Annotated in this window: 15 protein-coding genes and 1 pseudogene; 9 read left to right on the top strand and 7 right to left on the bottom strand. The window is 66.3% G+C overall.

The window, feature by feature from the left end:
- Positions 1–5: 5 nt before the first annotated feature.
- Both VGE27_RS01870 and VGE27_RS01865 read right to left on the bottom strand, forming a co-directional pair.
- Positions 6–2,627, bottom strand: coding sequence for a TonB-dependent receptor (locus VGE27_RS01870; protein WP_331047931.1), 2,622 nt, complete (start codon positions 2,625–2,627; stop codon positions 6–8).
- 88 nt (positions 2,628–2,715) lie between these two features.
- A complete protein-coding gene (locus tag VGE27_RS01865) occupies positions 2,716–3,804 on the bottom strand; it encodes a FecR family protein (RefSeq protein ID WP_331047930.1) in 1,089 nt (362 codons plus the stop codon).
- Positions 3,805–3,997: 193 nt separating this feature from the next.
- Between VGE27_RS01865 and VGE27_RS01860 the strand changes: the two genes are divergently transcribed.
- Both VGE27_RS01860 and VGE27_RS01855 read left to right on the top strand, forming a co-directional pair.
- Positions 3,998–4,546: an RNA polymerase sigma-70 factor gene (locus VGE27_RS01860; RefSeq protein ID WP_331047929.1), complete on the top strand. Its 549-nt coding sequence runs from the start codon at positions 3,998–4,000 to the stop codon at positions 4,544–4,546.
- Between the two features lie 119 nt (positions 4,547–4,665).
- Entirely contained in the window at positions 4,666–5,598 is a 933-nt protein-coding gene (locus VGE27_RS01855) for a hypothetical protein (protein WP_331047928.1), read from the top strand.
- 89 nt (positions 5,599–5,687) lie between these two features.
- On the opposite strand, the gene VGE27_RS01850 is transcribed toward VGE27_RS01855, so the two are convergent.
- Complete coding sequence (locus VGE27_RS01850) at positions 5,688–6,695, bottom strand: hypothetical protein (protein ID WP_331047927.1); 1,008 nt, start codon at positions 6,693–6,695, stop codon at positions 5,688–5,690.
- 151 nt (positions 6,696–6,846) lie between these two features.
- On the opposite strand from VGE27_RS01850, the gene VGE27_RS01845 reads away from it, so the two are divergent.
- The 3 genes from VGE27_RS01845 (at position 6,847) to VGE27_RS01835 (ending at position 10,929) form a co-directional block, all read left to right on the top strand.
- Positions 6,847–7,323 carry a lysophospholipid acyltransferase family protein gene (locus VGE27_RS01845; protein WP_331047926.1) on the top strand — a complete coding sequence of 159 codons (477 nt, stop codon included), beginning with the start codon at positions 6,847–6,849 and terminating at the stop codon, positions 7,321–7,323.
- 109 nt (positions 7,324–7,432) lie between these two features.
- Positions 7,433–9,745: a 3-hydroxyacyl-CoA dehydrogenase/enoyl-CoA hydratase family protein gene (locus VGE27_RS01840; RefSeq protein WP_331047925.1), complete on the top strand. Its 2,313-nt coding sequence runs from the start codon at positions 7,433–7,435 to the stop codon at positions 9,743–9,745.
- A gap of 20 nt (positions 9,746–9,765) precedes the next feature.
- Positions 9,766–10,929 (top strand): thiolase family protein, encoded by a 1,164-nt coding sequence (locus VGE27_RS01835; RefSeq protein ID WP_331047924.1) that lies wholly within the window; start codon positions 9,766–9,768, stop codon positions 10,927–10,929.
- Between the two features lie 234 nt (positions 10,930–11,163).
- Here the strand turns inward: VGE27_RS01835 and VGE27_RS01830 are convergent, their stop codons facing one another.
- Together VGE27_RS01830 and VGE27_RS01825 are read right to left on the bottom strand one after the other, a co-directional pair.
- Positions 11,164–12,588, bottom strand: coding sequence for a bifunctional metallophosphatase/5'-nucleotidase (locus VGE27_RS01830; protein WP_331047923.1), 1,425 nt, complete (start codon positions 12,586–12,588; stop codon positions 11,164–11,166).
- Between the two features lie 137 nt (positions 12,589–12,725).
- Positions 12,726–13,994, bottom strand: a complete 1,269-nt coding sequence (locus VGE27_RS01825) for a 4-hydroxy-3-methylbut-2-enyl diphosphate reductase (RefSeq protein ID WP_331047922.1) — start codon at positions 13,992–13,994, stop codon at positions 12,726–12,728.
- 165 nt (positions 13,995–14,159) lie between these two features.
- Between VGE27_RS01825 and VGE27_RS01820 the strand changes: the two genes are divergently transcribed.
- Positions 14,160–15,077: a universal stress protein gene (locus tag VGE27_RS01820; RefSeq protein WP_331047921.1), complete on the top strand. Its 918-nt coding sequence runs from the start codon at positions 14,160–14,162 to the stop codon at positions 15,075–15,077.
- A gap of 35 nt (positions 15,078–15,112) precedes the next feature.
- Here the strand turns inward: VGE27_RS01820 and yjjX are convergent, their stop codons facing one another.
- The gene (gene yjjX, locus VGE27_RS01815; protein ID WP_331047920.1) at positions 15,113–15,664 is read right to left on the bottom strand and encodes an inosine/xanthosine triphosphatase; all 552 of its coding nucleotides are present in this window, start codon (positions 15,662–15,664) and stop codon (positions 15,113–15,115) included.
- A 138-nt stretch (positions 15,665–15,802) separates the two neighbouring features.
- Here yjjX and VGE27_RS01810 point away from each other — a divergent pair, with 138 nt between their 5' ends.
- From VGE27_RS01810 to VGE27_RS01800, 3 genes are read left to right on the top strand one after another with little or no spacing between them, the layout of a single operon-like run.
- Positions 15,803–16,456 (top strand): CGNR zinc finger domain-containing protein, encoded by a 654-nt coding sequence (locus VGE27_RS01810; RefSeq protein ID WP_331047919.1) that lies wholly within the window; start codon positions 15,803–15,805, stop codon positions 16,454–16,456.
- Between the two features lie 19 nt (positions 16,457–16,475).
- Positions 16,476–17,129 carry a hypothetical protein gene (locus VGE27_RS01805; RefSeq protein WP_331047918.1) on the top strand — a complete coding sequence of 218 codons (654 nt, stop codon included), beginning with the start codon at positions 16,476–16,478 and terminating at the stop codon, positions 17,127–17,129.
- A gap of 22 nt (positions 17,130–17,151) precedes the next feature.
- Positions 17,152–17,700, top strand: coding sequence for a GNAT family N-acetyltransferase (locus tag VGE27_RS01800; RefSeq protein ID WP_331047917.1), 549 nt, complete (start codon positions 17,152–17,154; stop codon positions 17,698–17,700).
- Positions 17,701–17,729: 29 nt separating this feature from the next.
- On the opposite strand, the pseudogene VGE27_RS01795 reads toward VGE27_RS01800, so the two are convergent.
- Positions 17,730–18,501: pseudogene (locus VGE27_RS01795) on the bottom strand (DEAD/DEAH box helicase); the annotation flags it as partial.

Below are 18,501 nucleotides of genomic sequence, written 5' to 3'. Positions count from 1 at the left end.
TCGCCCTAGAAGATCGTGCGCAACCCGAACGTAAGCGTGCGTCCTGCCGTCACCGTGGCGTTGTCGGGCGCACCGCGCTGCACGTTGAGCAGGTTGTCACCGCCGGTCACGATGGACAGGTCGCCACGCAGCCGGTAGGTGAGATTGGCCCGCCAGCGGGTGATGGGATCGTAGCTCGTCCAGTAGTTGCGAAGCATGCCGCCTTCAAAGCCCTGACTGGCCGCACCACCGCCATTGAGCTCGGAACCGATGCGGGCGCGATCGTAACCCACCCAGTCCGCTGCGCGCGTGGCGCTCGAGGCCAGCGTGAAGCGACCCATCACATACGACGCCGACAGACTCACCGTATTGGCTGGCACGTCGAACATGCGATCGCCTTCACGCAACTCACCGCGATAGCCACGCGCCAGGCGCGCCACGCGACTGTCCACCAAGGACATGGTGGCGGCCAGCGAGAGCTTCTGCAGTCGGGTCGAGCCTTCGAGCTCCCAGCCGCGGTTGGTGATGGCGCCAACGTTCTGCAGCGAATACACCATGGTACGCTGCATCCGGCCGTTCGCGCCCACCGTGGTTTGCACTTGCGCCACCGGCTGGATCAACCCCGAAGCACGCTGATCGAAACGGGTCACATGCAATCCGTAGCGTGAGCCAATCAACAGGTCCGCGCCAAACTCTGTGCCCTGCTGCGACTCGGGCTGCAAGCTGGTCATCGCCTGCAACTGCCCGGCACTCATCCAGGAGCTGGTGCGCATGAGGGAGCGCGCCGGACGGATGCCACGTCCGAACGCTCCACGGAACTTGAGCACCGTGTTACCGATGTCTTCCACATAGGCGAGCCCCAGCATCGGCAACAGCGCGTTCTGCGTGTTGAGCGTCGCACCGGTGGTGCGTTCGGCACGCAGCCCGGCCGATGCGAACAGCCGGTCATGCCAGGCCAGCATGCCCTGTGCCGACACACCCGAGCTGCCGTACCAACTCTGCTCGGCGATCATGCGCGACGGCGTGCGGGCAATGCCGATGACCGCGGCATTCGCCTCGTATGGCTGCTTCAACGCGGCTTCTGTCGTCGACAGCAGCTCGCGGGTGACCGACTGCTCGCCAGCAAATGTCATCGTGAGCAACGTCTGCGGCGCGACATCGAATCGCCCGACGGAACGCCACCGCAGCGTGCCACGATCGCCCGTGCTTTCGCCAGCACCGGCGGTCGAAGACGGCGCTCCGTTCATGGTCGTCGGCACCGAGGAGACCGACAGCCCCTGCAGACGGAATCCGTCGACGCCCACAATGAACGAATGTGTCCAGTGCAGGTCCGGCATGTATGACGCGCTTCCGCCGACGGTGTACTGCATGAGCCGCTGACCACTCGCACTGTCGCCGATGGTGCCGTGCTGCATTCCACTGTCGAGCGGCGGCGTGGTGTTCACCGAGAGCGGTGGTGTCACACTGGTGCGGCGCGGACCGACGTCGAGCAACCCACTAGTGCCGGCACTGGCGCCGAACTCTCCACCGAACCCACCGCCCAATGGATTGATGAGCCCATTGCTCGCGTTCGCACGCTGCAGGGACAGGCGAGCCGTTCCCGTGAACACCGAGCGGCTGCGGGCCAGACGTCCATCGGCATCGGCCAGCAGGCGCTGCTCCGACGCGCCCGGCACGTACGCGCCGATCGTACCGACATTGAGACCGAGCCCCACACTGCGCGCGGGAGTGCCAGCCCGGAATGAGATGGCATGATCCTGTACGAACGCGTTGCGCGGCGCGTATGCCGTGGCCGATACGCCGGCGGCTGTTGACAGCTGCAGCTGCGGAGCGCCGGTGGCGGTGCCGTCATGCCGTGTGAGAATGTTGACCACACCGCTGATCGCATCCGCACCATACAGCGCCGCGCCCTGAGGGCCACGGATCACTTCCACACGGGCAACCCGTGAGGGATCGAGTTGCGTGACCAGCAGCGGGTTCGCGACCTCGATACCGTCGAGATAGATCTTGGGCGCCGTGACCCCGAAGGAACTCGCTCCGCGAATGCTGCCGTAGCGCGCCGACACCGAGCCAGCGCTGGCAGTCCACGTCCAGATACCTGGCACCGCCAGATCGAGCGCTTCACCCAGCGTTGTCGCGCCGTGCTGCGCGAGTGTCGCGCCGTCCACCACGTCGAGCGCGAATGGTGAACCACGCTGCGCCGCGCCATCGGGAGACCCCGTCACCACCACACGATCGAGCACGCTGGCTCGGCGCGGAATCACCGCGCTCTCCACGGCCACCGCGCGTTCGCGCGTGGGCGCCAGCACCACCTGCGTCGTGCCCAGTACGATGGGGCGCAGCGTGGAGCCGGAGAGCAGCGATTCGATCACCGCGCCCACCGGAACCCGGTCGAGCGACAGGCACACTCGGCGGTCGTCCGGCAGGAGGTCGTTGCTGTACGACAACTCCACCTTGGCGATCGCGGCCACGCGATCGAGCGCATCGCGCAATGACAAGTCAGCGAGTCGCACGTTCACGATTCGATCGAGCGGCGGCGCCCACAGTGCCGTGCGATCATCCGACACGAGACGCGCCACGCAGGTGGGCTCGTCGGCATGCAGCAACGCCAATGGGACGATCGACAGAATCACTGTCGTCGCCCCCATGGCGGCTCGCCGAAGCGCCGCGCTACGTCTCGGGGACCTGCGCTTCATCCGACCTTTCCAGGCGATGCGCTTCGTTCACCAACTCCGGTCACGGCGTGGACGGCGGAGTCATACCCTGCGGCTGCAACAACACACTGTCCCCACGCTGCACGGCATCCGCACCCAGCGCGAGGGCAATCAGGCGCACCACCTGCGCCACCGAATCACCCTTGAAGGAGGCGGTGAGCGTACGGGCCGCAAGCGCGCTGTCGGTGATCTGCAGATCAACCCCGTACCACCGCTTGAGGTCCGCGCGCACTTCACTGAGTGGTGCATCCCGGTAGGCCAGCTGCCCATGTGTCCAGGCGACGTCCTCTGCCGTGACGACCCCGCGCGCCACCGCCAGTTGCCCGGCCGCCAGCACGCCACGATCACCAGCATGCAACTCCACCGGCGCCACCGAGGCCGTGTTGCCCACCGAGACGATGCCATGCGTGACCGCCACCGACACCGCACCATCGATGCCCGTCTTCACGCTGAAGGCTGTCCCGATGTCGCGAATGTCCGCGCCACCGGCGTGCACCGTGAACGGCCGCGTACTGTCGTGCACCACCTCGAAAAACGCGGCGCCCTCGAGCGTCACGTCGCGGCTGTCCTTGCCATACGCCGAAGCCAGCACCAGGCGGCTGCCCGGGGCGAGCACCACCGTGCTGCCATCGGGGAGGCGAACGGAATCCCGCTGTCCCACGGCCGTCTGATATTCACGCGGCGCTTCGCCACGCGCGCGAAACTGCGAGATGGCCACCACTGCCATGAGGCCAGCGGCAATCGCCACGCCCATCGTGCGCCAGCGGCGCGATGGCGCCGAACGGACCGAAGCCGGCGCGCTGGCGGGGCGAGGCGCGCCCCCCTGCTCCACACGCAGCGTGGGTCGGGCCGGCGCTTCGTCGGCGAGTCGGCCGCGCACCGTACGCAGGGCCGCCTCGGTGTCGATCACCAGGTTTGCCGCATCGTCCGCCACCTGATCGAAGCGGGACGCGCGGGTATTAACGAGCGAGACCAGCGCGGCGTCTTCCGGATGGGCGGCCAACCACGCCTCCACGACCGCGGCCTCGCTGGCATCACTTTCGCCGGCGAGATAGCGGCCGATTGCATCCCAATCGGCTTCTGTTGGAACTGGACGGATTTCCTCGGACATGCCCGGAAGACACCGTGATGGTGGAGTACCCTACGTCCTTCCGACGGGTACCCACGGCTCTGGGCAAATCCCGCCGGCGCGCCCGACACTGGCGGGCACCGGTTTAGTATATCAGCGTACGATGCACCGGGCGCCCCGTCTCACGCGCGCCCCGTCCCATACACTTCCTCCTCGTCTTCTCCGTCATCACACCGTGACCGACACCGATCTGCTGGCCCGCCTCCGAAGCGGTGACCATTCGGCGTTCGACGCGATCTTCCGGGAGTGGTACCCCCCGGTGGTGCGGGCGGCCAATCGCATCCTGCATGAGCCGGGTGTGGCCGAGGAGCTGGCGCAGGATGTCTTTCTGGAGCTGTGGCGCCGGCGCGAGAGCCTGCCCGATGGCAGCAGTGTTCCCGGCTACCTCCTGCAGGCGGCCCGCAACCGCGCCCTGAACCATCTGCGGCATCTGCAGGTGCGCCGTAAGACGCAGGTCTTCGTGGAAGCTCTCGTCGAACCGGCTGAACAGGCCGATGCCGACACACAGGCCGCCGAACTCGAAGTGGCCATTCGCGACGCGATCGCCGAACTGCCGCCGCGCACACGCGAAGTGTTTCTCATGAGTCGCGAACGCAACCTGCGCTACAGTGAGATCGCCGAACAACTCGGCGTCACCGTGAAGGCCGTCGAAGCCAACATGAGCCGTGCACTGCGTCAATTGCGTGAGAAGTTGTCCCCGTTCCTGAATCGCGGCGACGACTGACCTGCTCACAGCGGGCGAATAGGGTGTGAGGGTTGGTCGGTGTTCCCTGCTCCGGACGTCCGCTGCTGGCGCCGACGATCGTCGTTGGCGACCACGGACCCAACGTTGGGGCCTCACCCATGACACGTGCACGCCTTCGTCCGTTGCTCGCGCCTGTCGCGCTGTGTGCGCTGACATCACTCGCCGCCTGCAAGACGGACAACCTCGGATCACCGTCCACCGCACTCTCCTTTGCGAGTGCGCTCAACTCCACGCCATCCGGCATGGAGTACGCCTCCACGAGCTACGCCGCCGCAGCAAACGACAGTGGCATGCCCTGGGGAGGGCCACGTCGCGGGGGACCGGGTGGCCCCGGCGCCGGCGGCATGATGGGCGGTGGACTCGACGGCAACTTCCTTGGTCAGTTCACACCGGGACGTGGCCCCGGCCGCGGAGCCTTCGGTGTACGCATCGATTCCACATGCGTGTTTGCCGCGAGCACCGGTGATCTCACCTGCGGTCCGAACACACGCAACGGACTGACGGTCACCACGATCTACAGCATCAAGACGGCCGCGGGTGCGGCGCAGTCCAAGATCGACACGACGACCACCAACTCGGTGCGCACCCGCACCACGGTGAGCGGTACCACCACGCGCAGTCGCGATGGCAGCGTCACTGCCACCGTGAACAGCCGCAGTGATCGCACCGTGACCGGACTCACCGCCGCCAGTACCGAGCGCACAGTGAACGGTACGTCGTTCGGCACCGAGACTGCCGCCGGCACCAATCGCGACGGCGACAAGTTCACCGCCACGCGCACCGCCTCCGACACCACGGTGGGACTCGTGATCCCGGTCTCCGCGACCGCCGCGACCTATCCGAAGGCCGGCAAGGTGACACGCGTGATGACCGCTACCACCACGCTCGACGGCGGCACCGCCAAGTCCACATCGCGCAAGGAAGTACTCACCTACGATGGTACCGCCACGGCGAAGCTGGTGATCACCGAAGACGGCACGACGAAGAACTGCACCATCGCCCTGCCGCGCGGCCGTCCAAGCTGCTCCTGAAACGGTCTTGAAGAACGCAGAAAATGACGATGGCCGAGTGCTCATGACATCGAGCACTCGGCCATCGTCGTTCTGGTGCGGAGAAGCTGTTACTTGAGGCGAATGCCCACGCGATGTGAGACCGGACGACCACCGCGCATCGGCTCCATGGCATAGTCGAACGAGAACCGATCGATGGTCACGCCAAGGCCGGCCGTCACGAGAGGTTCATCGCGTTCACGCGGCAGACGCAAGCCATTGCGGAAGGTGATCGACACACCTTCGATCGGTACGTAGCCCAGCTCCACGCCGCCGGCTGGACGCACGAACCAGTCATCGCCTTCGACGGTGAGCTGCGCCTGCATGCCAAGGTCCCAGTGCTCCCAGAGCGACATTGGGCCACCGCCCCAGCCGACGCCGATGCGGCGCGGCAGCGCAGCCTTGGTGCCGTTGATGCTCGGTCCGAGACCCAGATTCTGCGCCACCACCGACAACATGGCCGGACCGAACGCGCGCGAGGCACCAACATCGAACGCCGCAACACCATCGGTGTTGGCACCCACACGATCTTCGGCGTACTTCACGGCGGCGCCCACACGCAGCCCCTTCACCGTGCGTGCCGCGCCAAGCGTGAATGCGCTGCTGCCTGCATGTACTGGCGTGCGTCCGCTCGCACCATCCGAGAGATGGGTCGCGCCAAACCGCAGTGCGTCGGCGTAGTTGGCCGTGGGCGACTGCCAATGCAACATCTGCCCCGCCACACCAACCGTCAGTGAGCCAACCGTGGTGACGGTAGCCAGAGAGCCAGCCGTGGCTTCAGATCCGTAGCGCTGCAGCGAAACCGCCACGCCGCGCGCAGAGATCAGCATGCCCGGATTGTAGAGCACCACATCGGCGTCATTCGACGACAGACCGGCGTTGCCCATGCCCAGCACCCGCGCGCTCGACGGCAGGCGCAACACCAGCGGTCCTTCCACCGCCGATTGTGCCTGCAGTGTCGCAGCCGGCAGTAGTGACAACGTCATGCACATGGCCGCAGCGCCGAGAGTCAATGCGGGGCGCAGCACGGGATTCTTCGAGTTCAGTTGCGGAAACCGCTTGCGGATTCGGAGGGTCATGCGTCAAATGAACGCCATGTCCCGCCCACTCGCCAGCGCATCCGATGCAGACTGGCACCTCGGTCCCAATGTCCCGCAGTCCCGGCACCCCTGGCTCCAGCGCCTCGGGCTGTGGTGGATGCAACGCACCGGTTGGCGATTCGAGGGACGAATGCCTGATCTGCCCCAGTTCGTGGTGATCGTCGCGCCGCACACATCCAACTGGGACTTCATCATCGGCCTCGCCGCCAAGTGGGCGCTGGGTTTCGGCTCGAGCTGGTGGGGCAAAGCGTCGCTGTTCCGTCCCCCGCTCGGATGGTTCATGCGGGCCATCGGTGGTATTCCCATCGATCGGCGGGCCAAGACAAACGTGGTGGAGCAGACGATCGCCGAATTCCGCGCGCATCCGCAGTTCGTGCTCACGCTCGCCCCCGAGGGCACACGCAAACAGGTGACGGCGTGGAAGAGCGGTTTCTGGCACGTGGCGCAAGGTGCTGGCGTGCCGATCTGCTGTGTCGCGTTTGATTGGGGACGACGAGTGGTACGACTGGGGCCGACCACGGAGGCGTGGGAAACAGACGCCAACGTTGGCATCGCCCGCATCCGCAGACTCTACACCGACATCACGGGGCGCCATCCGCAGCTTTGATGCAGCGGTGGTACAAATATGACGGAAACGTCATATTCACTTCGATCTCGCCCTTCCGTCCGGCAGCTCCGGGACGGATCTTTTCCGTATCCCTCACGGAGAAAAGTGCATGCATGTGACGACTGTCGGCGTGGTGGGCGCCGGCGCGATGGGCAGCGGCATCGCCGCGCTTGCCGCGTCAGCGGGCTGCCGCGTCGTGCTGCTCGATATTCCGGGTGATGCCGACCCCGCGTCCCCCAATCGCAGTGCGCCGGCCCGTAACGGGCTGCAGAAGGCCATCAAGAGCAAGCCGGCCTCGTTCATGGAGGCTGCCGCGGCTGCGCGTGTGCGTACCGGCAACACGGAAGATCATCTCAAGTGGCTTGCCGAGTGCGACTGGATCTGCGAAGCCATCATCGAGCAGCCGGCGCCCAAGCAGCAGCTCTTCGAGCGCATCGAAGCGCTGACGAAGCCCACGGCCATCATCTCGTCGAACACCTCGGGCATCCCGATGGCGGTGTTGCTCGAGGGGCGCAGCGAGAAGTTCCGTCGCCGTTTTCTTGGCACGCACTTCTTCAATCCCCCGCGCTACATGCACCTGCTCGAGATCATCCCGACGCCGGAGACGGATCCGTCGGTGATCGGGGCGATGCGCGAGTTCGCCGAGCGCACGCTGGGCAAGGGTATCGTCATTGCGAAGGATGTGCCGGGCTTCATCGCCAATCGACTGGGTGTGTACGGCATGGTGGCCACGATGCGCCGCATGCAGGAACATGGTCTCACGATCGATGAAGTGGACGGCCTCACCGGTTCGCTGATCGGACGCGCACGCACCGCCACGTTCCGCACCGGCGATCTGTCAGGCCTCGATGTGCTGGCGCACGTCACCAAGGGCATCGGCGCCGCGACGGGTGAAGATTTTGCGCTGCCGGGCTGGATGCTCACCGAGCTGGTGGCCACGGGCAAGCTGGGCGATAAGACCGGTGGTGGCTTCTACCAGAAGACCAAGACCGGCACGCTGACGTGGGACTGGAAGACATCGCAGTACGTGCCGCAGCAGCGCCTCGAAGGTGGTGACATCGGACAGGCCATTCGTTTGCCGATTGCGCAGCGCCTGCCAGCCGCGAAGGCGGTGCCAGGGGCGCAGGGTGCGTTCCTGCGCGATCACCTGGTCGACGTGGCGCACTACACGCTGACGCTGGCGTCGCAGTTGGGCTACGATCTGGTCGCGATCGACCGGGCGATGGAGTGGGGCTACGGCTGGGAAGCCGGTCCGTTTCAGGTGATGGACGCGCTCGGTCTCGACTGGCTGCGGGAGGAATTCCGCGCGCAGGGTCTCGTCATTCCCCCCCTGCTCGATCTCGCACAGGGGTCGTTCTACAAGAACGGGGAGTACCTCACCTTCGACGGCACGTACGAGCCGGTGCCGGCCATCCCGGGTCGCATTTCGCTGGCGAATCTCGCGCAGAGTGGTCGCGTGCTCGAGGACAATGGTCTCTCCCGCCTCATCGATCTCGGCGATGGCGTGGCATGCTTCGAGTTCCGCTCGAAGATGAACAGTCTCGGTGCCGGTGTCCTGGAAGGGCTCGAGAAGTCGCTGCGCAAGATCGAGAAGCTGGGCTTCAACGGTCTCGTCATCGGCAACGAAGACGCACGCGCCTTCAGTGTGGGCGCCGACCTTTCACTCGTGTCGTTCGCCATCTCGGCCGGCGCATGGGATGACATTGCCGTGTCGTGCAAGGCGTTCCAGGACGCCGTGATGTCCATTCGCCGCGCGCCCTTCCCGGTGGTGGTGGCGCCGGCCGGCATGACGTTGGGCGGCGGTGCGGAGTTCACGCTGCACGCCGATGCGGTGCAGGCACACGCCGAGACATACATGGGTCTCGTGGAAGCCGGCGTGGGTCTCATTCCTGGCGGCGGTGGCACCAAGGAACTGCTGGTGCGCTTCACCGGCGAACTGCAGCAGTATGAAGAGGTGGACCTGTTCGCCGCCGTGAAGCGCGCGTTCAAGCTCATCGCCTTTGCGACCACGAGCACATCAGCCCCCGAAGCGCATGCACTCGGATTCCTGAGCACGCGCGATCGCATCAGCATGAACCGCGATCATCAGATCGCCGACGCCAAGCGGCGCGTGCTCGACCTGGCGCCTGGTTACCTGCCGCCCATCGAGCGCACGGTGCGCGCGCTGGGTCGTGAGGGGTTGGGCAATCTCGAGTATGCGCTGTGGGCCGCGAAGGAAGCGGGCCAGGCCAGCGCGCATGATGTGCGCGTCGGTCGCGCCGCGGCCTACGTGCTGTGCGGTGGTGATGGCGCGGCGCGTGATGTGACCGAGCAGGACCTGCTGGACCTCGAGCGCGAGCAGTTCATGAGCCTTCTTGGCACCAAGGAGACGCAGGAACGCATCGCCTACACCCTCAAGACCGGCAAGCCGCTGCGCAACTGAGCGCGCCAGGAGATAGAGCAATGACCGAGGTTGTGATCGTCAGTGCTGCGCGCACCGCCGTGGGCCGTGGTAAGGCCGATGGTGGGTTGGCAGCGATGCATCCGGTGGACGTGTCATCGGCCGTGATGAAGGCCGCGATCGATCGTGCGGGCATCGATCCCGCGATCATCGAGGATGTGCAGTGGGGCTGTGCGATGCCCGAAGCGTCGCAGGGGTTGAACCACGCCCGTCTCGCGTGGCTGCGCGGTGGGTTCCCTGTGAGCACGGCCGCCGCCACCATCAATCGTTTCTGTTCGTCCGGCCTGCAGTCGGTGGCATACGCCGCGCAGGCGGTGATCGCGGGCCAGGGCGACGCGGTGATGGCCGGCGGCATCGAGATGATGTCGCAGGTGCCGATGTCGGGGTACAATGCCCGCCTCTCGCCGGAAATCACCGAGTCGTACATCGGCATGGGCTTCACCGCCGAACGCGTCGCGAAGCGATGGGAGATCACACGCGAACAGCAGGACCAGTTCGCGTATGACAGTCAGCGCAAGGCAGTGGCCGCGCTGGCGTCGGGGGTGTTCGCGAAAGAGATCGTGCCCATCACCACGCCGCGTTATTCGTGGAAGGGCGCCGAGAAGACGGTGAAGGATGTGGTGTTCGAAGTGGACGAATGCCCACGCGCCGAGACCACGATGGAAGGCCTCGCGAAGTTGCGCCCGGCCTTTGTGCCAACCGGTTCGGTCACTGCCGGCAACGCCAGCCCGTACTCCGACGGTGCGGCGGCGGTGCTGGTGATGAGTGCCGACAAGGCGAAGGAATTGGGCCTCACACCACTCGCGCGTTTCGTGAGCTTTGCGGTGGCAGGTGTGGAGCCCGACATCATGGGTGTGGGCCCCATCAAGGCCGTACCCAAAGCACTCAAGCGCGCCGGACTCACACTCGCCGATCTCAAGCTGATCGAATTCAACGAGGCGTTTGCTGCGCAGGCGCTGGCCGTGATCAAGGAACTCGATATGCCCACCGACATCATCAACGTGAACGGTGGCGCGATCGCACTGGGCCACCCGCTTGGCGCGACCGGCGCCAAGCTCACCACGCAGCTGCTGCACGAACTGCATCGCCGCGGAGGTGGCTACGGGATGGTGACCATGTGCATTGGGGGAGGCATGGGGGCGGCGGGCATTTTTGAGGTCTACTGACCACCGCTTGGACGGCGGGGGCTGGAGTGACGGGAGCTGGGCCTACGGGAGCTGGTGAAACGGGAGCTGGGCCCACGGGAGCTGGTACTACGGTGAAAAAAACGGGAGCTGGAACCACGCAGTGGTTTCAGCTCCCGTTCCTTTGCCCACCGTTTGAACCCGTTTCACCAGCTCCCGTGGTTCCAGCTCCCGTGGTTCCAGCTCCCGTGGTTCCAGCCCCCGCAGTTCCCGCAGTTACCGGTCCAGCCTCTTCACCCGCCCCGTCGCCGGCATCTGAATACGCCCGTTCATCCGCTCCAGATGCTGCATCACCAGGTCCGCTGTGCGCGGAAAGGAGGTCGGCGCGCGATCATGCTCCGCGCACACCGCCGCCGCCTCGGGGATGCGATAGCCATCGCCACTGCGGCACGCGGGGTATGTCACGAACGACAGCCGCACCGTATCACCCGGCGCAATCACCCGTCCGTCATCGCGCCGGAGTGGCCCAATCACGCGTGCGCCACTCGGCTGGCGCGCATCGAACTCAAAGCGCACACCGCTCACCTGCGGATAGGGGCCGCTGCCCAGACCACCAAGGCGAATGCCCACCTCGATCAGTTCACGCAGCCGAGCACCAGTGATCGGGAATGTCACCGCGCGCGTTTCGTCCGCGAACAGGAAGATCGCCTCGATCATGTGCCGGGTGATCGGACCGGCCGGCATGATGTCATCGAAGCGCAGTGCGCCCGAATTGATCATCGCCACATCGGCGCCCGTTCCCGCGCGCATCGCGTCCACGATCATGTTGCCGAACGGACTTTCCCGCTTCGAGATCGAGTCGATGGCGTTGATGGGTTCAACCGCCACACCCAACACCCGGTCGGGGCCAATGCGGCGCGTGAGGGTATCGACCCACCGATTCACCGCAGCGCGCGTAACCGGGTCGTCGCGCATGCCCGGGCCAAAACGCACTTCCTGATCCTGTACCGACCAACCGCTGCCCGTTTTTGTGAACGTCACGAGGTACGCCGTCCGTGAGTTGGATACGGCCTTCACCACCACACGTCCATTCAACGACACGCGTTTGCCGTCGTGATCGTGTCCGCCGAGGATGCTGTGAATGCGTGGCTCGTGCGCCAGCGAGGCGGAGTCTTCGTGCATCAGGCGGTGCGTGAGCCCCACAATGAGCTCTGCGCCCTGCTGCTGCAGCGTATCCACCAGCACGGTGGTGGCCGAATCGGCATTGCGGCAGCGTACGTACGACGGATACTCGAGCACGATGTTGGTGCCGAAGATCCCCACCTTCACACCGGACACGTTGAGCGTGTCCCATTCGCGCACACCGGGGAAGGCGGTGCCATTGGCCTCGGTGCAGTTGCCGGCCAGCCAACGGAACTTCGATTCTCCGAGACGCGACACGAGGTTCGCCCGCGACCCATCGAACTCGTGATTGCCCAGCGTGGCCCAGTCGAGCCGGGCGGCGTTGAAGGCGTCCACCATCTGCGCCCCGCCGTACCATTTGCTCAGCACACTGGGCGACAACACATCACCGGCCAGCACGAACAACACGCGGGATCTGGTGGCCCGTTCCACGGAATCACGAAAGGCGGCCACCCGCGCCAACCCACCCGTTCCGTCACGCAGCGTATCAGTGACGTACACATCGTTGACCAGCAACATGCGCACCACCGGCGACGTGGGTGGCGCAACCGCACCAGGCGCACTAGTCGGGGCAGGCCCGCCGGCACGACATGCGGCGGCAACCGCTGCAGTCACACCGGCCACTACTGCGCGGCGCCATAGGGCCCTCCAGGACGTCATGCGATGCTGGCGGCGTCCACGCCGCGAATGGCAAAGACCCTGGCAACCGCCTGCCCGATCTTGTTGTTGGGCGTGCTCGCACCAGCCGTGATGCCGATACGCAGCGGCCCCTCGGTGGACAGCCACGGCTGCATCTCGTCCTCATGGTGCTTGGCCCCAATGCGCCGATAGCGCACATGGTTGCCTGCCACATCGATCTCGTCGGGATCGGCAATGTGGTATGTCGGCACCTGCTCCGCACACAGCGCGGCGAGCGAGATGGTGTTGCTGGAGTTGTAACCACCCACGACGACCATCAGGTCGAGCGGATCGCGCAGCAGCTCCATCACCGCATCCTGCCGGTCCTGGGTGGCACTGCAGATCGTGTCGAAGGTGCGGAAATGCTCCGCACGATGTGCTTCGCCGTAGCCGCGTGTCATCGACTCGCCCACTGCGGCGCCGATCGCCAGCGACTCACGCGCCAGCATCGTGGTCTGGTTGGCCACCCCCACGCGCTCGAGATGCACGTCGGGGTCAAAACCATCGCTGGCGGCCTTGGCAAACCGCTCGAGAAACGCCTCGCGGGACAGCGGCTCGCGCGCCGGCTGCACGCCCGCACGCGCTTCCAGATAGTCCATCACCAACTCGGCTTCGGCCATATCGCGCACCACCAGATATTGGCCACCGTTGTACTTCTCCACCTGTGAGGCCGTCGCGCGCGTCTCCTCGTGGTAGTACTTGCCGTGGATCAACGATGTGAACCCGTCGCGCGCATAGGCTTCCACACGCTTCCACACGTTGAGCACCGAGCCGCAGGTGGTGTCCACCACCACACACCCCAGCTCACGCAGCGTCTGAAAATCCTGGATGGTCACGCCGAACGCCGGCAGGATCACCACATCCTGCGGTTCCACCGGATCGTAGTCGAAGCCCTTGCCCTTCGCCGACAGGAAGATGACACCCATCTCCTGCAACTTCGCATTCACGTGCGGATTGTGAATGATCTCGCCGGCCAGGAAGATGCGACGTTCGGGAAACTTGCGACGCGTCTGGTAGGCATAGTCCACCGCGCGCTCCACACCATAGCAGAACCCGAATTCACGGGCCAGCCGGATCGTGGTATCACCGGCTTCGAGCACGTAGTCGCGCTCGCGCAGCAGGTCCACGAGGTGGCCGGTGTAGTCGGCCGCGAGCGTCTCCTGCACTTCCGCCTTGAGACCAAATCCCTTGCGGACATAGCTGCCGGCGGCCGGTACGGTCGACGGGTCTGACGGGGTATTCGACATGTCCGTAATCTAGCCAATCGCCCACCGGTGACGTCCCTGCGGACCCGTGCGCGAGGGCACGTCCCAGCCGCTGCGCGGTACCATGAGGGACGTCGTGACGGCGTCGTGACCCGGGTCGGGGAATCCCCTCTGGCCGATTCGTTTGCGCGCCCGCACCCTCAAGGCATGTATCGGACCATTCTCGTACCCTATGATGGCTCGGCGCCGAGTGCGCGGGCCCTTCCATTGGCGGCCGCGATTGCCCGCCACACCGGCGCATCGGTGCGCGTGGCCATCGTGCACGACCCGAGCGCGTACATCCCCTTCGTGCCGGGCGAGGTCTCCATCCCCGTGTACGATCAGGAGCTTGTCTCCACGCACCGGCAACATGACCAGAAGGTGCTCGACGGGGCTGTCGAACAGCTGCGCAGTGCTGGCGTGAACGCCAGCGGCGCCCTGCTTGAAGGCACCATCGTGGAAGCGCTCGAAGAACACGCCCAGCAGGCCAGCGTCGACCTCACGGTGATGGGCACGCACGGACGCAGCGGATTCGAACGACTGCGCCTGGGCAGCGTCGCCACGGCGTTCCTCACGCGCGCCACCATGCCGGTGCTGCTCGTGCCAGGCACCGGCGAACAGGACCAATCGACCGGTGAGGCATTGGCGGGCGATGTCCTCATCTGCCCACTCGACGGCTCGCCGTTCTCCGAATCGATGCTGCCCCATGCCCGGACGTTCGCGGCGGCGCTGGAGCTGCGCATGCACCTCATTGGCGTCGCGGTGCCACATGCCATCCCCATGGCGCCCTTCGGCGCAGAAGCGCTGCTGGCCGACAGCGAAGCACTGGAAGCGGAGACGTCAGGACGGGAGGAATATCTCTCCCGCGTGGCCGCCGATTGTCCGGCGGGCACCACCTGGTCGGCCGTACACGACATGAGCGTGGCCCGCGCCGTCGAAGACGCCGCCCGCGATCAACGAGCGGGCGCGATTGCCATGGCCACCCATGGCCGCGGTGGATTCAAGCGACTCGTGCTGGGCAGCGTGACCGATGAAGTGCTGCGCGCCACGACCATTCCTGCGCTGGTCTACCGCAAGCCAGAATGATCGGCCGCGGGTGACGAGCAAGTGATACCGCGGCCTCAGGGTTCTGAGGCCGCGAACAGCTCGGGCGCCAACCACGGAGCCAGCGCGTAGGCCACCATGGGCTCGTAGGCGCGCTGGCGGTCCACCAGCCCCGCCGTGAGAATGCCAACGGCTCCTTGGCCGTGCTTGGTGCCCGTCACGCGGGCGACGGCGTCCATGGCATATCCCAGCTCCTGGCCGTCGCGAATGCGCGCCGCGACGATGTCCGGAATGGGCATGGACAGCGACCCGCCCACACCTTCCTGCCCATTCGCATCGACGACCACGGCCCATGCGCAGCTGCGCATGGCGCCGTCAGGTAGCACGACGATGCCTCCCTCCAGGCCGACACCGAGTGTACCGGCGCCTGCCACGAGTGCGAGCTGCGCCCGTTGGCGCGCCCCCGCTTGGGTCTCGACATCGCCAATCGGCTGATCTGGCACACCACTGGGCACCGACACGCCCACCACTTCGGCGTCGGGCAGTATTCGCGTCACCACCGCACGGACGGCAGCGATCTTGACCGGGTTGGTGGAGCCGACAATGACGCGGCGAAACAGGTCGAGCACGGGCGGCACGGGCAGAGGGCCATCGAGGCACGTGCAATTCCTGTCGGCGGCTTGCTCGCAGCCACGTGCACGCGAGTATAAGCTTAACGATCTTCACGGGCGCCCACCCGTTGGGCCCTTCCCGATTACCCCCGCTGCATGGCCGTCACGCCCCACGACGCGCAGGATGTGGCGGCGAGCGAGCGACTTCCCGGTCCGCTGCCGCCCCGCACGCGCCTCTGGCTCGATTTCGTCAACACGGATGCCGCCGCGCAATCGCCCGGCGGGGATTTGTTGCGCGACTTCGAGGCGCTGCTGACCTGGCTGCAGCAGCAGGACGCCGTGGACGAAGAACGTGCGGGCGGTATTCGCCGTCGCGCCGTGCTGCAGCCAGCCGCAGCGGCGGCGACGCTGGTGGACGCACGCCGCGTGCGCGCCGCGCTGCGTGCGCTCTCCGAGCGTGGTGAGCAGGTGGCGCGTGTGCGCGACGATGCGGTGGTGGAAATCAACCGGGTGCTTGGGCGCAGTGCCGGCACACGTCGGATCGATCCGCAAATCGACGGCAGCTACTCGCGCAGCTTCGTGCCCACGGGTGATGCGTTCGCCGGTCTCATGATTCCAATCGTCGAATCGGCCGCCGAATCGCTCGTCGACCAGGAGCTTTCGCGTATCCGACGCTGTGCCGATCCGCGCTGTCATCGGGTGTTCCTGGACGCCACCAAGAATGGCCTGCGCCGCTGGTGCGACATGGGGACCTGTGGCAATCGGGCCAAGGCCGCGCGGCACCGGGCCCGCAGCGCGGGGGCGCGTTGATTCCGGTTCGGCGGCTCGCATGAACACGCCCCGCACGCCAGCCGGCGCGGTCGACGCACAGGGTCAGGAACCGGATCTCACGCTCGAGCGGGGATTCGTGGCATCGCTGCGATGGCTCGTCTCCGAGGGCGATGCGCGCGGTGTGCGGCGCATCGCGGTCGAGTTGCGGGCGCTGCGCGAAGCCCTCACCACGCTCGATGAAGCGCGACTGGCGCGCGACGAACACGCGCGCCGCGCCGCCGAACTCGATCGCGAACTGCAGGCAGCTCTTGCCATCCTCGGGCCGGGCACCGCCATCAACGGCAACGGCTCGCTGGTGCAGCGGCTCGTGCGCCTGCGTGAACGCCTCGCCGAAGATCGTGGGGCACGCGAACAGCTGGCCATCGAGCGCGACGCGTGGCGGGCCATGTGCACGCTGCTCACGCAGACCCGCGCCGGCACACAGGACCTGCTCGAGAGCACCGAGCGGGATCATCGCCGCGCGCTGTCGGAAGTGGAGGTACTCCGCGAGCGTGTCGTGGAGCTGACGGTGATGCACGATGATGCCGCCGCGCAAACGGCCGTTGCACGTCAGGAGCTGGCGGCATTGCGCGACCAGCTCTCGCGCTGGAGCGGCACGGTGGAGCGCGCGCTGGGTGAGTTGCTGCAGGGCGCGCGCGACCTCGCAGACTGACTTCTCTCCAGCTTATCGACGGATGCCGCGCCTGGTCGACGTCACGCGTACCTACCTCGCCATCGAACACCTGGAGCAGTTGGTGGCTCCGGTCGCTCCCCCTGAAGCGACGAGCGCCCCGCGCCTCCGGCTCGAGGCACTCACGCACTGCTCGATCCCCGCGTGGCGCGCGCTCTACGCGCAGATCGGAGGCCCGTGGCACTGGCATGACCGTGACACGTGGAGTGACGACGCGCTGCGCACGCACCTCGATGGCGCGGGTGTCCACGTGTATGTGGTGCAGGCCCACGACGATACGGCAGAGGCCCCGGCCGGCGGCATGCTCGAACTCGAACAGCATACCGATGGCAGTGTCGAGATTGTGTACCTCGGACTCGACCATCGATTGATGGGCAAACGTCTTGGTGCATTGCTCGTACACGGCGCGGTGCAGGAAGCCTTCCGGCTCGGCGCCACCCGTGTGTGGCTGCACACCTGCACGCTCGATGCGCCCGCCGCGCTGCCCAGCTATCTCGCGCGCGGGTTCGTCACCACACGCACCGAGCAGTATCAGACGACACTGCCCGACTGAGCGTCTGCCCCAGGGCGATCGGCGATCGGCTATCGCCGACGCCGTCCCTTGCCGGGATGCCGGTGACCGCCACGACCCTTGTGGCCACCACCAGAGCCACCGGGGCCGCCATGCCCACGTGAACCCGAACGCCCATCCCCATCGCGCCCGCGGCGACCACCGCGATCGCGGTTCCGGTGTTCATCGCGGGCCCGATCACGCGCCGCCCGCTCTTCGTCGGTGAACGGCAGATCCAGCCGCTCCTGCAATGTGAGCAGATCGGCCGCGCGCACGGCGCCACGCGCCCCGCGCACTACGATGAATCGCAGATCGCGATCGAGTGTGGGCAGCTCTTCCTGCACCAATGTGCGGGCCAGCTTCTCGGGCAACCGCAGGCGCGCCACCTTCACGGCACTGCCGTCGTCGTGCTCCTCGAAGTCGTATTCAATGCCGACATCCTTGTCGCGCACCTGCACGACATCGGGCAGAGCCCGCGCCGCCGCCAGCTGATCGGCGCTGAGAAAATCGCGACGGTCCACCAGCATGGTCGTCGCACGTATCGCGTCCCAACTCGTGAGATCTCCGATGCGCGCGCGATACCACGCGGCGAGCTCCTTCTGTCCAAGACGCGCCACCTCGCTGCCAAGACGGCGACGCACTTCACGGATTTCATCCACCACCGGCTGATTGCGCCGCACCGACGGATGCCGCAGTTCACCACGCGCGGCCGCATCGGCGATCAGCTGGCGCGCGGCCTCGGCGTACTCGCCCACGAACACCGGCAACGGCTCGAGCTCGCGCGACAGGTCAAAGCCGAAGTAC

This window comes from Gemmatimonas sp., from assembly GCF_036405635.1.
In the GTDB taxonomy this organism is placed as follows: Bacteria; Gemmatimonadota; Gemmatimonadetes; order Gemmatimonadales; family Gemmatimonadaceae; genus Gemmatimonas.
Note: the sequence above shows the minus strand (reverse complement) of the source record. Positions and strands in the feature narration are given on the sequence as shown.